Origin of the sequence: Ralstonia sp. UNC404CL21Col (assembly GCF_000620465.1) — a bacterium.
In the GTDB taxonomy this organism is placed as follows: Bacteria; Pseudomonadota; Gammaproteobacteria; order Burkholderiales; family Burkholderiaceae; genus Ralstonia; species Ralstonia flatus.
Map to the genome: position 1 here is coordinate 335,614 of NZ_KK211140.1, position 17,150 is coordinate 352,763.

14 protein-coding genes are annotated in these 17,150 nt (G+C 66.4%); 7 read left to right on the forward strand and 7 right to left on the reverse strand.

The genetic code is table 11. The features are described 5' to 3' along the window. Positions 1-99: 99 nt before the first annotated feature. A complete protein-coding gene (locus N511_RS0119515; RefSeq protein ID WP_027680810.1) occupies positions 100-819 on the reverse strand; it encodes an anti-sigma factor in 720 nt (239 codons plus the stop codon). Next, positions 819-1,466, reverse strand: coding sequence for an RNA polymerase sigma factor (locus N511_RS0119520; protein WP_027680811.1), 648 nt, complete (start codon positions 1,464-1,466; stop codon positions 819-821). Before N511_RS0119520 ends, N511_RS0119515 begins: the two co-directional genes overlap by 1 nt. Before the next feature lie 206 nt (positions 1,467-1,672). Here N511_RS0119520 and N511_RS0119525 point away from each other — a divergent pair, with 206 nt between their 5' ends. Beyond that, positions 1,673-2,278: a ferritin-like domain-containing protein gene (locus N511_RS0119525; protein WP_027680812.1), complete on the forward strand. Its 606-nt coding sequence runs from the start codon at positions 1,673-1,675 to the stop codon at positions 2,276-2,278. A gap of 32 nt (positions 2,279-2,310) precedes the next feature. Here N511_RS0119525 and N511_RS0119530 read toward each other — a convergent pair whose 3' ends face one another. Then, positions 2,311-3,195: a LysR family transcriptional regulator gene (locus N511_RS0119530; RefSeq protein WP_027680813.1), complete on the reverse strand. Its 885-nt coding sequence runs from the start codon at positions 3,193-3,195 to the stop codon at positions 2,311-2,313. A gap of 125 nt (positions 3,196-3,320) precedes the next feature. Here N511_RS0119530 and N511_RS0119535 point away from each other — a divergent pair, with 125 nt between their 5' ends. Continuing rightward, on the forward strand, positions 3,321-4,748 hold the full coding sequence (locus tag N511_RS0119535; protein WP_027680814.1) for an MFS transporter: 1,428 nt from the start codon (positions 3,321-3,323) through the stop codon (positions 4,746-4,748). Here the strand turns inward: N511_RS0119535 and ppc are convergent, their stop codons facing one another. Continuing rightward, positions 4,749-7,748 (reverse strand): phosphoenolpyruvate carboxylase, encoded by a 3,000-nt coding sequence (ppc, locus tag N511_RS0119540; RefSeq protein WP_027680815.1) that lies wholly within the window; start codon positions 7,746-7,748, stop codon positions 4,749-4,751. Between the two features lie 109 nt (positions 7,749-7,857). On the opposite strand from ppc, the gene hemC reads away from it, so the two are divergent. From hemC to N511_RS0119555, 3 genes are read left to right on the forward strand one after another with little or no spacing between them, the layout of a single operon-like run. Then, entirely contained in the window at positions 7,858-8,874 is a 1,017-nt protein-coding gene (gene hemC, locus N511_RS0119545) for a hydroxymethylbilane synthase (RefSeq protein ID WP_027680816.1), read from the forward strand. A 15-nt stretch (positions 8,875-8,889) separates the two neighbouring features. Further along, on the forward strand, positions 8,890-11,004 hold the full coding sequence (hemDX, locus tag N511_RS0119550) for a fused uroporphyrinogen-III synthase HemD/membrane protein HemX (RefSeq protein WP_027680817.1): 2,115 nt from the start codon (positions 8,890-8,892) through the stop codon (positions 11,002-11,004). Between the two features lie 2 nt (positions 11,005-11,006). Further along, entirely contained in the window at positions 11,007-12,200 is a 1,194-nt protein-coding gene (locus N511_RS0119555; RefSeq protein WP_027680818.1) for a heme biosynthesis protein HemY, read from the forward strand. Between the two features lie 46 nt (positions 12,201-12,246). On the opposite strand, the gene N511_RS0119560 is transcribed toward N511_RS0119555, so the two are convergent. The 3 genes from N511_RS0119560 to N511_RS0119570 all read right to left on the reverse strand — a co-directional run bounded on the left by N511_RS0119560 (position 12,247) and on the right by N511_RS0119570 (position 15,940). Further along, a complete protein-coding gene (locus N511_RS0119560) occupies positions 12,247-13,581 on the reverse strand; it encodes an MFS transporter (RefSeq protein WP_027680819.1) in 1,335 nt (444 codons plus the stop codon). Positions 13,582-13,703: 122 nt separating this feature from the next. Further along, entirely contained in the window at positions 13,704-14,462 is a 759-nt protein-coding gene (locus N511_RS0119565; protein WP_027680820.1) for an SDR family oxidoreductase, read from the reverse strand. A gap of 41 nt (positions 14,463-14,503) precedes the next feature. Then, positions 14,504-15,940 (reverse strand): aldehyde dehydrogenase family protein, encoded by a 1,437-nt coding sequence (locus tag N511_RS0119570; protein WP_027680821.1) that lies wholly within the window; start codon positions 15,938-15,940, stop codon positions 14,504-14,506. 169 nt (positions 15,941-16,109) lie between these two features. Between N511_RS0119570 and ppa the strand changes: the two genes are divergently transcribed. Then, the gene (ppa, locus tag N511_RS0119575; RefSeq protein WP_009241241.1) at positions 16,110-16,637 is read left to right on the forward strand and encodes an inorganic diphosphatase; all 528 of its coding nucleotides are present in this window, start codon (positions 16,110-16,112) and stop codon (positions 16,635-16,637) included. Between the two features lie 300 nt (positions 16,638-16,937). Then, positions 16,938-17,129, forward strand: a complete 192-nt coding sequence (locus tag N511_RS0119580) for a hypothetical protein (protein ID WP_027680822.1) — start codon at positions 16,938-16,940, stop codon at positions 17,127-17,129. Positions 17,130-17,150 lie beyond the last annotated feature (21 nt).

Below are 17,150 nucleotides of genomic sequence, written 5' to 3' on the forward strand. Positions count from 1 at the left end.
GGACAGCAGGAGGAGCGCGGCCGGCGAGGCGCCAGCCGCAAATTCAGGAAACCGCGATTATATCGCCCGCCGGGCCTTCCGGCCCCCGCGCCGGGGTGCCTACAGCGTGCTGTCGATCAGCGCGCCCTTGAAGACCACCGGGCCCGTCGGCCCCTCCGGATTGGGCGAGCCACCACGCGGTTCCACGCTGATGGCGAGCGCCGGCACTTGCCGCAACGGCTGCGCCACCGTCAACCGCACGGCGCGCTGGTGCCCGATCACCCCAAGTGACTGCGGATGCCCGCCGGGCGGCAGCGCCCAGAGCTGCAAGGCCTGTTCGGTATTGAGCGGCGTTGCGTCCAGCCGCTTGAGCGACAGCGTGCCGGTGCGCGCATCCCAGGTGACGAGGACGGCCGCCTGGGCCTGCGCGTCCTGCAGCACGGCCACGGCGTTGGCGACAGGCGCTTCGCGCAATTGCTGCGCCAGCCGCAGGTTCAGGCCGATCGCCACCGCCGCGACCACCGCCGCGACGGCCGTGGCGCTGCGCCAGAAGCCTGCGCCCTGCCAAAGCCGTTGCCAGAGCGCCTTCTGCTGCGGCGCGGGCTCGCGCCAGCCGAGTTGCACTTCGATGCGGCGGAGAATGTCCGCCAACGGTGCCGTGGCCGGCTGAAGCGAGGGCAGGTCGGCCAGATAGCGCTGCCAGCGTTCCACCGTCGCGCGCGTGGCGGCGTCGTGGCGAATGATCTGCTCGAAACGGCGGCGTGCGCCGGCGCGCAGCGTTCCGACCGCGTATTCAGCGGCCAGCTTGTCGACGAGTTCGGGGTGGCGGCGCGGGTCCATCACGGTGCTCCAAGGCATTCGCGCAGGCGGTCCAGCCCCCGCCGCATCCAGGACTTGACGGTGCCCAGCGGCAGCGACAGCGATTGCGCCAGCTCGCTGTGCGACAGGTCACGCAGATACGCGAGCGACACGACCTGGCGCTGCTTCGGGTCGAGCCGCTTGAGGCATTCGGCCAGCGCGCGGGCCTGCTGACCGGCGAGCGCGATGTCCGCAGGGCCCGGGGCGTGGTCGGCCAGGACATCGGCGTAGGCGTCGTCCAGGGGCACGGATTCCTGCACGCGCTCGGCATGCTGCCGGCGCAGGCAATCGAGTGCACGGTTGCGCACGATGGTGGTCATCCACGTCATGGGGGCGGCCAGATGCGGGCGGTAATCGCCGGCATGGCGCCAGATGTTGACGAAACTTTCTTGCAAAACGTCCTCGGCCCAGTCCTTCCTGACCAAGATACGCAGCGCGAGCCCAAACAGTTTCGGTGCGCAGCGCGTATATAGCGTGCGCAGGGCGTCGCGGTCGCCCAGGCTGATGCGTTGCAGCAATGCGGCCAGCTCTTCAGCGTCGGCGCTCGGGGGGCGCGCTGCCGCGGACGTCGCTGGCGGGTCGGCAGGTTGCTCGGCGGGGTCTTCGGCGGAGCGCTGATAGGAGAGCACGTGGGCAGTTTTCTGTGGACGGTTTTGCCCAAAGTGTAGGTAGAAACGGTGCCCGTGGGTGAATTCACGTGAAAGGCGCTGAGGTTTTTTTGCATCCAGTTGGGTACGCCGTTCGTACAAGCGATCAGGCGGTGAATAAACGCCCGCGATTCGGACTTCGTACCGCACGGGTCGCGCTTCCTTCCCACAATGCAAGGAGATCGACGATGGATACAACCCAAGAGATGGATCAGTTGGCGAGCGACAGCCCACGCATCGATGTGCGTCGTCGCGTGCTGCTGCGCGCGCCGGGGCTGATGGCGCTGGGCTCGCTGGCGGCGGTGTCGCTGGGGCAGTCGATGCCGGCCTGGGCGCAGACGCAATCCGGCAGCGTGAAAGACGACGTCAACATCCTGAACGTGGCGCTCGGCCTCGAATATCAGGCCATCGCCGCCTATCAGGTGGGCGCGGAAAGCGGCCTGTTGCAAAAGCCCGTGCTGGCAACCGCGGTGAAGTTCCAGGGCCACCACAAAGCGCATGCGTCGGTGCTGGCAGGCGCGGTGTCCAAGCTGGGCGGCACGCCCGTCATGGAGAAAACGGCGGCGGAATACAACTTTCCGGTCAGCCAGCTGAAGACGCAGGCCGACGTGCTGCGTTTTGCCGCGGGCCTGGAGAAGGGCGCTGCCTCGGCTTACCTGGGCGTGATACCGAGCTTCTACACGCGCGACCTCGCCAAGGCCGCCGCCAGCATCCTGGGCGACGAGACGATGCATTGGGCGGTGCTGCTCTCGGCGCTGGGTGAAGACCCGGTGCCCGTCGCGTTCATCAGCTAAGCGGTTTGTTGGGCCGCCACACCGGCCGCTCGTTACGGTGTGGCGGTTTTTTTTGGCGCGTCGAACGCTTCGACGATGCAATCGAGCAGGGCACGCACGCGCGCGGTCTTGTGCAGATCGGCGTGCGTCACGAGCCAGACGTCCTGCATGCTGCGCCGATTGGGCAACACACGCACAAGTTGCGGATAGACCTGCGCACGCCTGCACACCAGTTCGGTCATGCCAATGCCTGCGGCCACCGCCTCGAACAGCGCCAGCGCCGAGTTGCTCTGCAAGACGACACGCCCGCGCGTAATGGGCTCGCCGCAGAGGTCTTCCCACATCCACGGCACTTCGTTGCGCGGATAAAGCACGAGATCGTGCCCCGCAAAGGCCGTCCCTTCCTCGGGCTCGCCACGCGCGGCCACGTAGCTGCGGCTCGCATAGATACCGGTTTCCATTTGCCCGATGCGCCGCGCGATGAGGTCCGGAGAATCGGGCCGTAGCGTGCGCACGGCCACGTCGGCCTCGCGCTTGGTGAGGTTGGCAATGCTCTTGGACGCCATGCAGACGACCTCAATGCCCGGATGCCGCTGCCGTAGCTGCGCGATGGCCGGCAGCACAAACGTGGCGGCCATGGTGTCGGTCGTGGCCACGCGGATCGTGCCGGCGAGTTGATCGTCGATGCCGGCAACGCGGCGCTCAATGGTGTGCGCCGCCTGCTCCATCGCTTCGGCCGGGCCGATCAGCGCTTCTCCGGCCGGGGTGAGCACCAGCGCGGTCGACGTCCGCAAGAAGAGTTTGGCTGACAGCTCGTCTTCCAGCGCGGTGATGCGGCGGCCCACCGTGGCCTGATCCACGCCCAGACGCTGAGCCGCACCGCGCAGCGTGCCGGTGCGCGCCACGGCCAGGAAAAAGCGTCCGTTATCCCAGTTCACGTCTGGCTCCGAATGTTCGTAGATGGATGATGCAGATTTGCAGTGGTGCGATGCAAAAACGCTGCTTTTTTGCATGCAATCCCCAGCCTACACTGGGCTGCATGAAATTTCCAAACGGTTCCGCGATGTCTTCATGCAACGCCAACTCCATGGGAGCGGCGCCCCGGGCTGACTTGCAACCCAACCTCAGCCGGTGGCGCCGCAACGCCACGCTGGGCATTCTCACGTCGGGCGTGTTCATGGCAGTGCTCGACACCACCGTGGTCAACGTGGCGCTCATCGCCATGCGCGACAGCCTGCACAGCAGCGTCGCAGAACTTGCCTGGATCGTTGACGCCTACACGCTGGCGTTTGCCGCGTTCATCCTCACGGGCGGTTTGCTGAGCGATCGCATTGGCGCGCGCACCGTGTTCATGGCAGGAATGGCGGTCTTCATCGTTGCATCAGCCGGTTGTGGAGTGGCGCCTTCCGTGACCACGCTGATTGCCGCGCGCATCCTGCAAGGCGTGGGCGCGGCGATGTTTCTGCCGAGTTCGCTGTCGCTGATCCGCAGCACGTTTCAGGACCCGCGCGAGCGCGCCTGGGCCATCGGCCTGTGGGGCGCCATCGTCGCGACTGCCGCAGCCGTGGGCCCGGCGTTGGGCGGCGTGCTGGTCGACACATACGGCTGGCGCAGCGCCTTCCTGATCAACGTGCCGCTGGGCGTGGTCGGCATGCTGGGCACGTGGATGATCGTGCGCAACGACACGCCGGCACGGGCCAAGCCGTTCGACTGGGCGGGGCAGGTGACGAGCGCCGTGATGCTCGCGGCGCTGTGTTTTGCTGCCATCGAGTGGCCGGTGCGGGGCGCGCGATCGCCCTGGGTGTGGGGTGCCGCGCTGCTGACGGTGGCGGCCGGTGCGCTGTTCGTTGTGGCCGAACGCCGTGCGCGCGCGCCGCTCGTGCCGCTGGCCTGGCTGGGGCATCGCACGCTGGGCGCGGTCAACGGCGTGGGGTTCCTGCTGAATTTCGGCTATTACGGTGCCCTGTTCGTGCTGAGCCTGCATTTGCAGAACATCGAACATCTCAGCGCACGGCAGACCGGCCTCGTCATGCTACCGATGGCGGTGAGCCTGTCGGCGGGCAACATCTTCGCCGGCAAGCTGATGGCGCATTTTTCAACGCCGACGATGATGCTGAGTGGCCTCTTGATCGGCGCAGCGGGTTTGCTGGCAACGTCGGCTGCGCTGACGGGCCATGCGCACCTGTGGGTGGTGAGCGCAACGATGGTGGCTTACGGCGGCGGTACCGCGCTGGCGATTGCGCCGATGACTTCGACGATCCTGTCTGCGGCGCCGGGCGAGCTGGCCGGCACGGCATCGGGCCTGCTCAACGCCGCCCGGCAGACGGGCAGTTTGCTGGGCGTGGCAGCGGCGGGCGCCGTCGTGACGGTGGTGCCCGAGCTGGCGCACGCCTCGCCGATGGTGTTTGGCCTGATGACGCTGTCGTACGCCGGCGCGATGGCGATGGCGTGGATCAGCCGACGCCCGGCCGCCACCGCGCTGGCAGCCTGATCAGCCGCTATTGCGAAGGCCCGCGGCAATCCCGTTGATCGACAGATGGATGCCGCGCCGCACGCGTGCATCGTCGCTGCCGGCCTTGCCAGAGCGGAAGCGCTTGAGCAGCTCGACCTGCAAATGGTTCAGCGGGTCGAGATACGGGAAGCGGTTCTTGATGGAGCGCGCCAGCAGCGGGTTGTCGGCCAGGCGCTCCGACTGCCCCGTGATGGCGGCCAGCATCTGCTCGGTCAACGTGAACTCCGCCGAGATGCGCGAGAACACCGCGTTACGCAGCTTGCGGTCGTCGCAGAGCTGCGCGTAGCGCGAGGCCACGTTCAGATCCGCCTTGGACAGCACCATGTCCATGTTCGACAGCAGGTTCGCAAAGAACGGCCACTGCTTGTGCATGCGCTTGAGCGTGGTCAGGCGGGCGGCGCGGGCCTTGGCGTTGCCGGCGTCGTCCAACCAGCGCTGGACGGCGCTGCCAAAGCCGAACCAGCCCGGCAGCAGCAGACGGCATTGGCCCCACGAGAAGCCCCACGGAATCGCACGCAGGTCTTCGATGCGGCGGTGCTTCTTGTCCATCAGCTTGCGCGAGGCCGGGCGCGAACCGAGGTTCAGGTCGGCAATCTCGGTGATCGGCGTGGTGGCGAAGAAGTAGTCCTTGAAGCCCGGCGTTTCGTAGACGAGGTTGCGGTACGCGGCAAAGGCGTTGTCCGAAAGCGCCTGCATGGCGGCTTCGAACTCTTCCAGGCCCTCGGGGCGGTTGCGCGTAGGCAGCAGCGTCGCTTCCAGCGTGGCAGCGACGATGGTCTCCAGGTTGCGCCGGCCGATCTCGGGATTGGCGAACTTGCTGGAGATGATTTCGCCTTGTTCGGTCAGACGGATCTGGCCGTTCACGGTGCCTGGCGGCTGCGACAGGATGGCCTGGTAGGTCGGGCCGCCGCCCCGGCCCACCGTGCCGCCGCGGCCGTGGAACAGGCGCAGGCGCACGCCCTTGCGCTCGAACAGCTCCACCAGCGCCAGCTCGGCCTTGTACAGCTCCCAGTTGGAAGTGAGGAAGCCGCCGTCCTTGTTGGAATCGGAATAGCCGAGCATGACTTCCTGCTCGTTGCCTTGCGCGGCCAGCACGGCATCGAAGCCGGGCAGGGCCAGCAGGTCGCCCATGATTTCCGGGGCGTTGCGCAAGTCTTCGATGGTTTCAAACAGGGGGATCACCATGACGTCCAGCGCGGCGCCACCGCTGCCATTGGCGCCCGTGCGGTACATGCCGGCTTCCTTCTGCAGCAGCATCACTTCGAGCAGGTCGGACAGCGTCTCGGTGTGCGAAATGATGTAGTTGCGCACGATGCGGTTGCCGTAGCGGGCACGCACCTCGCGCGCGGCGCGGAAGATGTCGATTTCCGACGTGGTCTGCTCGCTGTACGCGTGGAACGGCAGCGTCAGCACGCGCGGCTGTTGCAGCTCGCGCAGCAGCAGCGTGCGCTTGTCAGCCTCGGACAGCGCCGCATACGCGCCTTCCACACCGGCCACCTTCAGCAGCTCGGCGACGGTCGCTTCGTGCACGTCCGACACTTGCCGCAAATCGATCGATGAAAGATGGAAACCGAACACATCGATCGCGCGCGCCAGCGATGCGAGCCGCGCGTCGGCCAGCACCTCGCCGTGGTGCGCCGCCAGCGAATCGATCACGATCTGGATGTCGGCGCGCAGTTCTTCTGCATTGCTATAAGCCGGAGCGGGCCCGACGGCGTGGCGGCCGGCGTCTTCACCGGTCAGCTCACGGCAGGTGGCGGCCAGTCGCGCATAGACGCCGATCAGCGCCCGGCGGTACGGCTCGTCCGCGCGATGTTCAGAGTGGTCGGGCGAGCGCTCGGCCAGCGCCTGCAGCTCCGCGCTCACGTCCACCAGCGAGGTCGACATCGACAGTTCCGCGCCCAGCGCGTGGATCTCTTCCAGGTACCACGCCAGGATCACGCTTGCCTGCTTTTGTGCCGCGTCGCGCAACGTTGTCGCGGTGACAAACGGATTGCCGTCGCGGTCGCCGCCGATCCACGAGCCCATCTGGAAGAAGGGCGGCAGCGGGGCCGGCTCACCGCGTGCGCCGCGACGCGGGAACACGGTCGCGATGTCTTCTTCCAGCTCACGGTACAGCGCCGGGATTTCGCGCAGGAAGGTGGTCTGGTAATACGACAGCGCGTTTTCGATCTCATCGGCCACCATCAGGCGCGTGGTGCGCAGCATGCGCGTTTGCCACAGCTTGGTGACGTGGGCGCGCAGCAGCGCCGTGTTGCGCTCGCGTTCACGCGTGGTCAGCGGTGCGTCGCGTTCGGCCAGCAAGCGCGCGATTTCGCGTTGCGCATCGAGCGTGCTCTTGCGCTGCACCTCGGTCGGATGCGCGGTCAGCACCGGCACGATCAGCGCGGTCTCGAAGAATCGGCGCAGCACGTCGCCCGACAGGCCTTCGTCTGCGGCAGACAGCAGCGCGCGCATCAGGCTGCCCGGCTGCGGCGGCGATCCGGCCAGCGCATGCACGCGGCGGCGGCGATTGTGATGCTGGTCTTCAGCGATGTTCGCCAGATGCGAGAAGTAGCTGAAGGCGCGCACCACCGACGTGGTCTGGTCGCGCGAGAGCGTTTTCAGCAGCCGGTCGAGATCCTGCTCGGCCTGGCGGTCGCCGTCGCGGCGGAAGCGCACGGCGGTCTGGCGGATGGTCTCGACGGTTTCGAAAACGGTGCCGCCTTCCTGGTCACGCAGCACGTCGCCCAGCAGGCGCCCGAGGAAGCGGATGTCTTCCTTCAGCGGCTGATCCTTGGCCGCGGCGCTGCCCGACGAGCGTCGGGAAGTGGGGCCGAGTGTTGCGCCATTGGCTTCGTCCGCGCCATTGGCCTTGGCCACCGGTTTCGCGGCGGGCTTGGCTGTCTTAATGGCCTTGCTGGTCTTGGCGGGGGCGGCGGAAGCCTTGCGGGCGGTGGTCGCGCGCGAGGAAGCGCGGCGCGCGGCGGGCTGCGTCATGGTGTCTCCTAGGTTGGGTGCTCGAAGGTGCCTGAAGGGCCCTCGTTTCTGTATCACTTCAACGTGATAGCCGGACTGTCGCGAAAAAGCTGCGTGCTACCATTGCCGCATGTCTTCCAACGCCCGTCCGACTCCCGTCGAATCCCAGCTTGCAACGACTCCTGCAGCCCAGGCGCCGACCAAGCTGGTCATTGCCTCGCGCGAAAGCCGGCTCGCCCTCTGGCAAGCCGAACACGTGCGTGCTGCATTGCAAAAATACTATCCCGCGTGCGACGTGTCCATCCTTGGAATGACCACGCGCGGTGACCAGATTCTCGACCGCTCGCTCGCCAAGGTGGGCGGCAAAGGTTTGTTTGTGAAGGAACTGGAAGTCGCGCTGGCCGAGGGTCGTGCCGATCTGGCGGTCCATTCGCTCAAGGATGTGCCGATGGAACTGCCGGAAGGCTTTGCGCTGTCGACCATCCTCGAACGCGAAGATCCGCGCGACGCCTTTGTTTCCAACGACTACGCCGATCTGGCTTCGTTGCCTGCCGGCGCCGTAGTGGGCACGTCGAGCCTGCGCCGCGAGGCTTCGTTGCGGGCGCGGTTTCCGCATCTGGTGATCCAGCCGCTGCGGGGCAACCTCGATACGCGCCTCGGCAAGCTCGATCGCGGCGACTACGCCGCCATCATCCTGGCTGCCGCCGGGCTCAAGCGCCTCGGGTTGGTCGATCGCATTCGCTCCACCATCGCGCCGGAAGAGTCGCTGCCGGCAGCGGGGCAGGGTGCACTCGGCATTGAAATTCGCGCGGATCGTGAGGACGTGCGCGCGTGCCTCGCGCCGCTGCACGATGCACCGACTGCGCTGGCCGTCACCGCTGAGCGCGCTGTTTCGCGCATTCTTGGCGGTTCGTGCCAGGTGCCGCTCGCCTCGTTCGCGCAGTGGTCGGACGCGGGCGCCTTGCGCCTGCGTGCCTTTGTCGCGTCGCAGGACGGCACCCGCAAACTTGCCGCAGATGGCGAAGCCACGCCATCTACGCTGGCCGAAGCTGACGCACTGGGTGTGCGCGTCGCCCAGCAGATGCTGGCCGGCGGTGCACGTGACATCCTCGCCATGCTGGGCGCCGACGCGCCGCCTGCTACCTAACTCCCACGGCCCGCCATGGACGACCACTTGCCACCGCGCTTGTCACCATCGTCGCCCGCATCCAGCACGCCGCCTGTTCAACCGGCACCCCCACCCGTGGTGGTGGTCACGCGGCCGCGCGCGCAGGCGCCCATGCTGGTGGCGGCGCTTGAGCGCCACGGCCTGCGCACGCACCAGTTTCCGCTGCTCGACATTGCGCCGACGCCCAATCTCGACGATTTGCGTGCCGCGCTGAGCGATCCTTCGCGCTATGCGCTGGTCGTGTTCGTGAGCCCCAACGCCGTGCAGCAGGCTTTTGCCGCCATGCCCGAAGGGTTTCGCTGGCCGCAGGAAGTGCCGGTGGCCGTGGTGGGCCCCGCGAGCGCACAGGCGCTTGCCACGCACGGGGTCGCGCCGCCCGCGCACCGTGTGATCAAGCCCGACACGCATGCCGACGATGCGCGCCAGGATTCCGAGGCGTTGTATGAGCGGCTGGATGTGCCTTCGCTCGGCGGTCGTGAAGTGCTGATCGTGCGCGGCAACGGTGGCCGTGAATGGCTGGCCGATCAACTGCGCGAAGCCGGTGCATCGGTCCGCACGGTGGAGGCCTACCGCCGCAGCGTCCCGGTGCCCGATGCTGCTGCGTGGCTCGCGTTGCGAGCGGTGCTGTCGGCCCGCCATGCCTGGACGCTCACCAGTTCGGAAGCCGTGCGCAATCTCGATGAGCTGGCTCGCGCGAATCTGTCGCCGGCCGATCTCGACACGCTGCATGGCGCGCCGTGCTTTGCTTCGCACGCCCGCATCGTCGAACAGGCCAAATCGCTGGGCTTTCGCGACGTGACGCTGACCGGCGCTGGCGACGACCGGCTGCTCGCCAGCGTGCTGGCCTGGGCCGGGCCGGTATCGGCGCCCGAGCATGGGTCGCCGGCGGTGCCGGCTGAATCAACCCCGTCTACTTCTTCTTCCACTGTGACGCAGACTCCCGTTCCCTCGTCCGCTCCCGCTTCGACATCCGCACCGGAATCCGCGCCGGCCGCCGCCACGCCCACGCCGGCCCCCGCGCCTGCAGCGTTTGCGCCCACCATGACGGTCAGCCATGCGCCAGCCCGCGGCGGTTGGTTGATTTGGGTAGTCCTGGTGGCCGTCGTGGCGGCGGTGGCCGCGCTGCAGGTGCGCAACGAGCGCCTTGCACGCGAGATTCGCCAGCACGCCCAAACGAACGAAGCGCTGGCGCAGGAGATGCGCGTGCTGTCCCGCGCGGATCAGGATTCGGTTTCCCAGTTGCAGCAGAAGTTCGGCGCGCTGGATGCCCGTACCGCGGAAACGCGCGATCGCCAGGCTGCGCTGGAGCAGGCCAATCAAGACCTCCTGCGCAACCGCGACGACTGGCAGCGCGCCGAGATCCAGCGTTCGCTGGAAGTCACCGCCGAGCAGCTGCAACTGACGGGCAACGTCGCGGGCGCACTGGCGGCGCTGCAAACGGTCGATGCGCGCCTGGCCACGCTCGACAAACCGCAGTTCAACGCGGTGCGCCGCGCGGTATCGCGCGACATCGCCAAGCTCAAGTCGATGCCGTCGTTAGATCTGGCCGGTGCCGCGCTGCGATTGGACGACGCCATCAACGCGGTCGATACACTGCCGCTCATCTCGTCGGCCCAGCCGCTGGAGGCGGAACAGGCTGCGCAGGCGCCGCCTGCTGTCGCGAAGTCCACGAAAAATGCCAAGGCGCAGGCTGCGTCGGCACCGGCGGCATCCACGCCGCCAAACGCCGGATGGTCTGCTGGCGTACGCGCCTGGTGGGGCCGCTTGTGGAACGACGTGCGAGGCGAACTCGGCCAGATTGTGCAGGTCCGCCGCGTCGATCAGACCGAGGCGCTGCTGCTGTCTTCCGACCAGGCGTGGTTCCTGCGCGAAAACCTCAAGCTGCGCCTGATGAATGCGCGCCTGGCGCTCCTCTCGCGCAATGACGACGTGTTCCGCGCCGATCTCAGTCGCGCCGATACGCTGCTCGCGCGTTACTTCGATACGCAGTCTTCGCGCGTGACCACGGTGCAGAATCAACTGTCGCAAGTGCGCGCGACGGTGGGCACGCTGCAGGTGCCGACGCTGGCTGACAGCCTTGCCGCCGTGCGCGGTTCGGGCAAGGAGTGACCATGCGCTGGGTATTCTGGGTCGCGCTCCTGTTTGCCGCCGCCGTCGGGCTGGCGCTGTTTACTGAACTGAACCTGAGCAACGTCGTGCTGTTCTACCCGCCGTACCGGGTGGAGATGTCGCTGAACTTCGTGCTGGCGGCACTGCTGGCGACGTTCGTGGTGCTGCATCTCGTGATGCGGCTCTTCCACCATGTGGCCGGTATGCCGGCGCGTGCTGCGGCGTATCGCGAGCGAAACCGCATCCTGAAGGCATCCGCCGCGCTGCGCGAAGCGATGGAAAGCCTGTTTGCCGGCCGCTTCGGCCATGCGGAGCGCCAGGCGCGAGAAGCCCAGGCCTGGGAGCCACAGCGCGAGACGGCCGCACTGATCGGCGCGCGTGCCGCACACCGCATGCAGGAAACCGAACGCCGCGACGCGTGGATGGCAGAAGTCGCCTCGCCCGATCGTGAGCAGGCGAAGCTCGTGTCGATGGCGGAATTGCTGGTCGATGCGCGCGATGCCGAAGGCGCGCTGGAAAAAATCGCGCAATTGCAGTCGCAGGGTTCGCGGCAGATTCAGGCGCAGCGCATTGCACTGCGCGCGCATCAGCATCTGAAGAATTGGGGCGAGGTGCTGCGCCTCACGCGCGCACTGGAAAAGCGCAACGCGATCCATTCGGTGTTGGCCGCGCGTCTTAAGCAGATGGCGTGTGAAACGCTGCTGGCCGAGCGCCGCCACGATGCTGATGCCCTCAACGGCTTCTGGCGCGAACTCACCACGGAGGAGCGCCGCTCGCCGCGCATTGCCTCACAGGCGGCGCTGTATTTTGCGCAGCTGGGTCGCACGGATGACGCCAAACGCATCGTCGAGGACGGCTTGAAGGCGCATTGGGATGGCCGTCTGATCCGCCGTTATGCCGATTGCGCCGTGCCGGGCAAGGCACTGCCGCTGATCCAGCAAGCCGAGAAATGGCTGGGCCAGCATCCGGTGGATGCCGACCTGTTCTACACGCTGGGCATGTTGTGCTTCAAGGAGCAGCTCTGGGGCAAGGCGCAGTCGAGCCTGGAATCGGCGCTGAAGTATGCCGATGCAGATCATTCCGGCAACCTGCGCGCCCATGCGCACTTGGCGCTCGCCCAGATGTTCGAGCAGACGGAGCGGATGGAAGACGCCCAGCGACACTATCGGCAAAGCGCCTTGCTTGCCGTGAAATGAAAAAGGCCGGGATGACCCCGGCCTTTTTTCTTGCGCGCGACGGCGCCTATTTGTTCACCATCCGCGCCGGCACGGAAAGCGTGAGGACCGCGCCCAGCACCATCGATGCGGCCAGCATGTACATGCCCGAATCGGTACTCTGCGTCGCGTCTTTCAGCCAGCCGACGGCGTAGGGGCTCAGGAAGCCGGCGAGGTTGCCCAGAGAGTTGATCAGCGCAATGCCCGCCGCAGCGCCGGTACCCGCCAGGAAGGCAGTCGGCAGGCTCCAGAACAGCGGCAATGTGGTCAGGATGCCCATGGTGCCGAGTGTGAGCGCTGCCATGGCCAGCGTGGTATCGGCGTGCCAGACGGCCGACAGCACGAGCCCCACGGCGCCCACCACTGCCGGAATCGCGATGTGCCAGCGGCGCTCGCGCAGGCGATCGGCGCTGCGTGCCACCAAGACCATCGCGACGACGGCCGCGCCGTACGGAATCGCCGTCAGCAAGCCCACTGAGAACGGATCCGCCACGCCGGTCTGCTTGATCAGCGTGGGCAGCCAGAAGCTCACGCCATACAGGCCCATCACGAAGGTGAAGTAAATCAGGCTCATCAGCCATACGCGCGGGCTGGACAGGACGGTGCCGATGGGCGGGTCTTCCTTATCGGCGTCTTCCGCGGCGATGTTGCGGGCGAGCAGCGCCTTCTCTTCGTCGGTCAGCCACTTCGCGTGGGTGATGCGGTCGTCCAGATACGCCAGCACGAAGATGCCGACGATGATCGACGGAATGCCTTCGATCAGGAACATCCACTGCCAGCCGGCCAGGCCGTAGACGCCGGCAAACGCCTTCATCGCCCACCCCGAGATGGGGCCGCCGATCACGCCCGACAGCGCAATCGCCGTCATGAAGAAGGTGGTGGTGCGCCCGCGCCGCTGCGCCGGATACCAGTACGTGAGGTACAGGATGATGCCCGGGAAGAAGCCGGCTTCTGCCAGCCCCAGGAGGAAGCGCATGACGTAGAACATGGCCGGCGTGGTGACGAACATCATGGCCGCCGAGATCACGCCCCACGAGATCATGATCCGCGCGATCCAGATGCGCGCGCCCACCCGGTGCAGGATCACGTTGCTCGGCACTTCAAAGAGGAAGTAGCCGATGAAGAAGATGCCGGCGCCAAGGCCGTAGATGGTCTCGCTGAACTTGAGGTCGTTGAGCATCTGCAGCTTGGCAAAGCCCACGTTGACGCGATCGAGGTACGCGACCACGTAGCACAGCAGCAGGAACGGAACCAGTCGCCACGTCACCTTGCGGTACGTGGCTTCTTCAAACGCGCTGGCGGATTGAGGCGGCAGCGTACCTGCGCCGCCGACCGGTGAGGTGGGTGGGGTGGTGATGGCCATCGGGTCTCCAGAGTTATTGTGAGTTCAGGCCGAGTGCTCCTCGTTACCTACCTCGGCCTGGAAAACCGCCACAGCATTCTGCGCTTCTCGGGCGGGCGCGCCAAGACGCCCGCCGGCAGGGTTTATACGCAGCGCCCGCCGTCCACTTCCAGGCACGTGCCGGTAATGAACTCCGCTTCGTCCGATGCCAGATACAGGCATGCGTTGGCCACATCCTGCGGCGTGGACAGCCGCCCCATCGGGATCGTCGCCAGGAAGCGCGCGCGGTTCTCGGGCGTGTCGGGTACGCCCATGAACTGCTCGATGAGGCCCGTGGCGCCCATCACGGGGTTCACGCAGTTCACGCGGATCTTGTCCGGGCCCAGCTCGGCTGCCATCGCCTTGCTGGCCGTGATGACGGCGCCCTTGCTGGCGTTGTACCAGACCAGTCCCGGTCGCGGCCGGATGCCCGCCGTGGACGCCACATTGACGAACACGCCGCCGCCGCGCTCCCGGAAGTGCGGGACGATGTGATGCGCCGTCCAGTAAATGCTCTTCACGTTGACGGCCATCACGCGGTCGAACTCGTCTTCGGTGATCTGCAGCAGCGGCTTGTTCTTGTGCGTGGTGCCGGCGTTGTTCACGACGATATGCAGATCGCCATAGCGCGCCAGCGTGGCACCGAGCAGCTTGGCAACAGAATCGCCATTCGAGACGTCGGCCTGCACGAAATGGGCATCGCCGCCGGCCACACGAATGGCGCTGGCCACGCGTTCTCCAGCCTCCGCATTCAAGTCGTTGACAACGACGCGCGCGCCTTCGCGGGCAAAGGTGTTGGCGATGCCCTCGCCAAAGCCTGAACCCGCGCCCGTGACGATGGCAATCTTGCCGGCAAGCCGCATGGTGTCTCCTCGTGTTGTGGGTGGAATGCTGCGTGGTGCCTTTAGCCGTGGCGGATGGCGATGGTCTTGAGCGTGGTGAAGCCGTAGAGCGCTTCGAAGCCCTTTTCGCGCCCGTGCCCCGATTGGCCCGTTCCGCCGAAGGGCAGCTCAACGCCGCCGCCCGCGCCGAAGTTGTTGATGAAGACCTGGCCGGCCCTGAGCTTGCGCGCAAGGCGCATCTGGCGGCCGCCGTCGTTTGTCCACACGCCGGCCACCAGGCCGTAAGGCGTGCCGTTGGCCAGGGCCAGCGCTTCGGCTTCGGTGTCGAACGGCATGGCGGCCAGCAGCGGGCCGAACACTTCCTGCTGCGCGAGGCGGTGCGTGTGCGGCACATCGCGCAGCAGCATCGGTGCCTGGTAATAGCCGGTCTCGGGCGCTTCGGGCACCACCTGGCCCTGCGCCATCACCGGAATGTTGGCGTGCTGCGCATCCGAGACGAAATCCCACACGCGCTGCTGCTGCTTGGGGTTGATGAGCGGGCCGCAATCCAGGTCCAGCGACGACGGGCCCACCCTGATGGATTCGAACACCATGGCCAGCCGATCCAGCATCGCCTCATACACGCTGCGCTCGATCAGCACGCGGCTGCCGGCGGAGCACGTCTGCCCGGCGTTCTGGATGATGCCGTTCACCACGGCCGGAATGGCCGCTTCCAGATCGGCGTCGGCAAACACGATCTGCGGAGATTTGCCGCCCAGCTCCAGCGTGACGGGCACGTGGTTTTCCGCCGCGGCGCGAACAATCGCCTTGCCCGTTTCCGGCGAGCCCGTGAACGACACATGGTTGACGCCGGGATGCGCCGCCAGAGCCGCACCGGCTTCGTGGCCATAGCCGGTGACGATGTTGAGTGCGCCATCGGGCAGACCGGCCTCGGCGGCCAGCTCGGCCACGCGCAACACCGACAGGCACGCATCTTCCGCCGGCTTGACCACGCACGCGTTGCCGGCCGCCAATGCAGCGCCCACGCTGCGCCCGAAAATCTGCATCGGGTAGTTCCACGGGATGATGTGCGCGGTCACGCCATGCGGCTCGCGCACGGTCAGCACGGTGGTATCAGCCGGATAGGGGATGGTCTGCCCGTGCAGCTTGTCGGCGGCGCCGGCGTAGAACTCGAAGTAGCGGGCGACGGCGCGGGCATCGGCGCGCGCCTGGCGCATGGGCTTGCCGGTGTCGCGGGCTTCCAGGCGGGCCAACTCTTCTTCGTGGTCGGCCAGGCGCAGGGCTACGCGCATGAGCACGCGGCCGCGCTCGGCCGGCGCCAACTGGCCCCACACGCCTTCGAACGCCCGCCGCGCGGCATGCACGGCCACGTTGATATCGGTGGCGTTGCCGCGCGCAATCTCGGCAAAGGACTGGCCGTCCGACGGATCGAACACCTTGATGCGCATCCCCGAATCGGGCGACATCAGACGGTTGGCGATGAAGTGCTGGGCATGCATGGGGGGTTCCTGCAAAAGATCGGCAACGCGCGATTTTCGCACGCGCGCGCGCCGGGTAGGGCAAGCGGCCGGGTGTGAGGGGCTATAATGCCCGCCGACAGTTTTTTACGCTTCTTTCCAACCATTTGCGTCGCGTTTTTACGCACTTCGCGCATTCCGGAGCATTTTCATGAGCTTCAACAACGTCTCGCCGGGCAAGGACATCCCCAACGACTTCAACGTCATCATCGAGATCCCGGCGCAGAGCGACCCGGTCAAGTACGAAGCCGACAAGGAAACCGGCCTGCTGTTCGTGGACCGCTTCGTTGGTACCGGCATGCGCTATCCGGCGAACTACGGCTTCATCCCGCAGACGCTGTCGGGCGATGGCGACCCGGTGGACGTGCTGGTCGTCACGCCGTTCCCGCTAATCCACGGTTGCGTGGTGCGCTGCCGTGCCCTGGGCATGCTGAAGATGACGGACGAATCCGGCGTGGACGCCAAGCTGGTTGCCGTGCCTGTCAACAAGCTGAGCCCGGCGACGGCCCATGTGACCGACCTGTCGGACATCGGCCAGAACCTGCTGGACCAGATCAAGCACTTCTTCGAGCACTACAAGGCGCTGGAAGCCGGCAAGTGGGTCAAGGTCGAAGGCTGGGGCGGGATTGAAGAAGCCCACAAGGAAATCGCCGACGGCGTTGCCAACTATAAGAAGTAAGCTTTTTTAGGATTTCGCCGTACGGCGTGTCTGACAAATCCCGGTCTTCGGATGGAGCGCCGGGATTTTTTCTTTGCAAAGTCGCGATCGGCCTGATGCGTCTCGGTTGGCCAACTCGCGTCAGATCGCCATCTCCGCGCGGTGTCGGTGTTCTATGTGTTTCATGATCATTTTCATGAGATTCGCATACTTACCGTCCGGTAGTTCTGCTACACAGAGATTTAAGAAACGCTCATTTGCCCACCGGAAACGACGCCTCTAGACTCCCCGTCAAGTTTGACTCCAACCCCTGGTACTGCGATGTTGAACAAGACTGTTGTCGTTCCCGTGCTGTCCGCTGTGGCCATGGCTGCATTCACCGTGTGGGCGTTGCTGGTGGGTCCGCCGGACGCAGCCCACGCTGGCGAGCGTGCCGTCGCCTCGGCCTCCATGGCTGTTGATTCGAACGCCGCACATTGCGTGATTGCTCAGCAGAAACCTGCCGCGCACTAAGCTTCGCCCCCGCGTCCGCCG

Coding starts and splice junctions, on each gene's coding strand:
- N511_RS0119515 (WP_027680810.1), bottom strand. CDS start 819: ATGGACCCGCGCCGCCACCCCGAACTCGTCGACAAGCTGGCCGCTGAA.
- ppa (WP_009241241.1), top strand. CDS start 16,110: ATGAGCTTCAACAACGTCTCGCCGGGCAAGGACATCCCCAACGACTTC.
- N511_RS0119535 (WP_027680814.1), top strand. CDS start 3,321: ATGTCTTCATGCAACGCCAACTCCATGGGAGCGGCGCCCCGGGCTGAC.
- N511_RS0119570 (WP_027680821.1), bottom strand. CDS start 15,940: ATGCATGCCCAGCACTTCATCGCCAACCGTCTGATGTCGCCCGATTCG.
- N511_RS0119555 (WP_027680818.1), top strand. CDS start 11,007: ATGCGCTGGGTATTCTGGGTCGCGCTCCTGTTTGCCGCCGCCGTCGGG.
- N511_RS0119525 (WP_027680812.1), top strand. CDS start 1,673: ATGGATACAACCCAAGAGATGGATCAGTTGGCGAGCGACAGCCCACGC.
- hemC (WP_027680816.1), top strand. CDS start 7,858: ATGTCTTCCAACGCCCGTCCGACTCCCGTCGAATCCCAGCTTGCAACG.
- hemDX (WP_027680817.1), top strand. CDS start 8,890: ATGGACGACCACTTGCCACCGCGCTTGTCACCATCGTCGCCCGCATCC.
- N511_RS0119560 (WP_027680819.1), bottom strand. CDS start 13,581: ATGGCCATCACCACCCCACCCACCTCACCGGTCGGCGGCGCAGGTACG.
- ppc (WP_027680815.1), bottom strand. CDS start 7,748: ATGACGCAGCCCGCCGCGCGCCGCGCTTCCTCGCGCGCGACCACCGCC.
- N511_RS0119580 (WP_027680822.1), top strand. CDS start 16,938: ATGTTGAACAAGACTGTTGTCGTTCCCGTGCTGTCCGCTGTGGCCATG.
- N511_RS0119565 (WP_027680820.1), bottom strand. CDS start 14,462: ATGCGGCTTGCCGGCAAGATTGCCATCGTCACGGGCGCGGGTTCAGGC.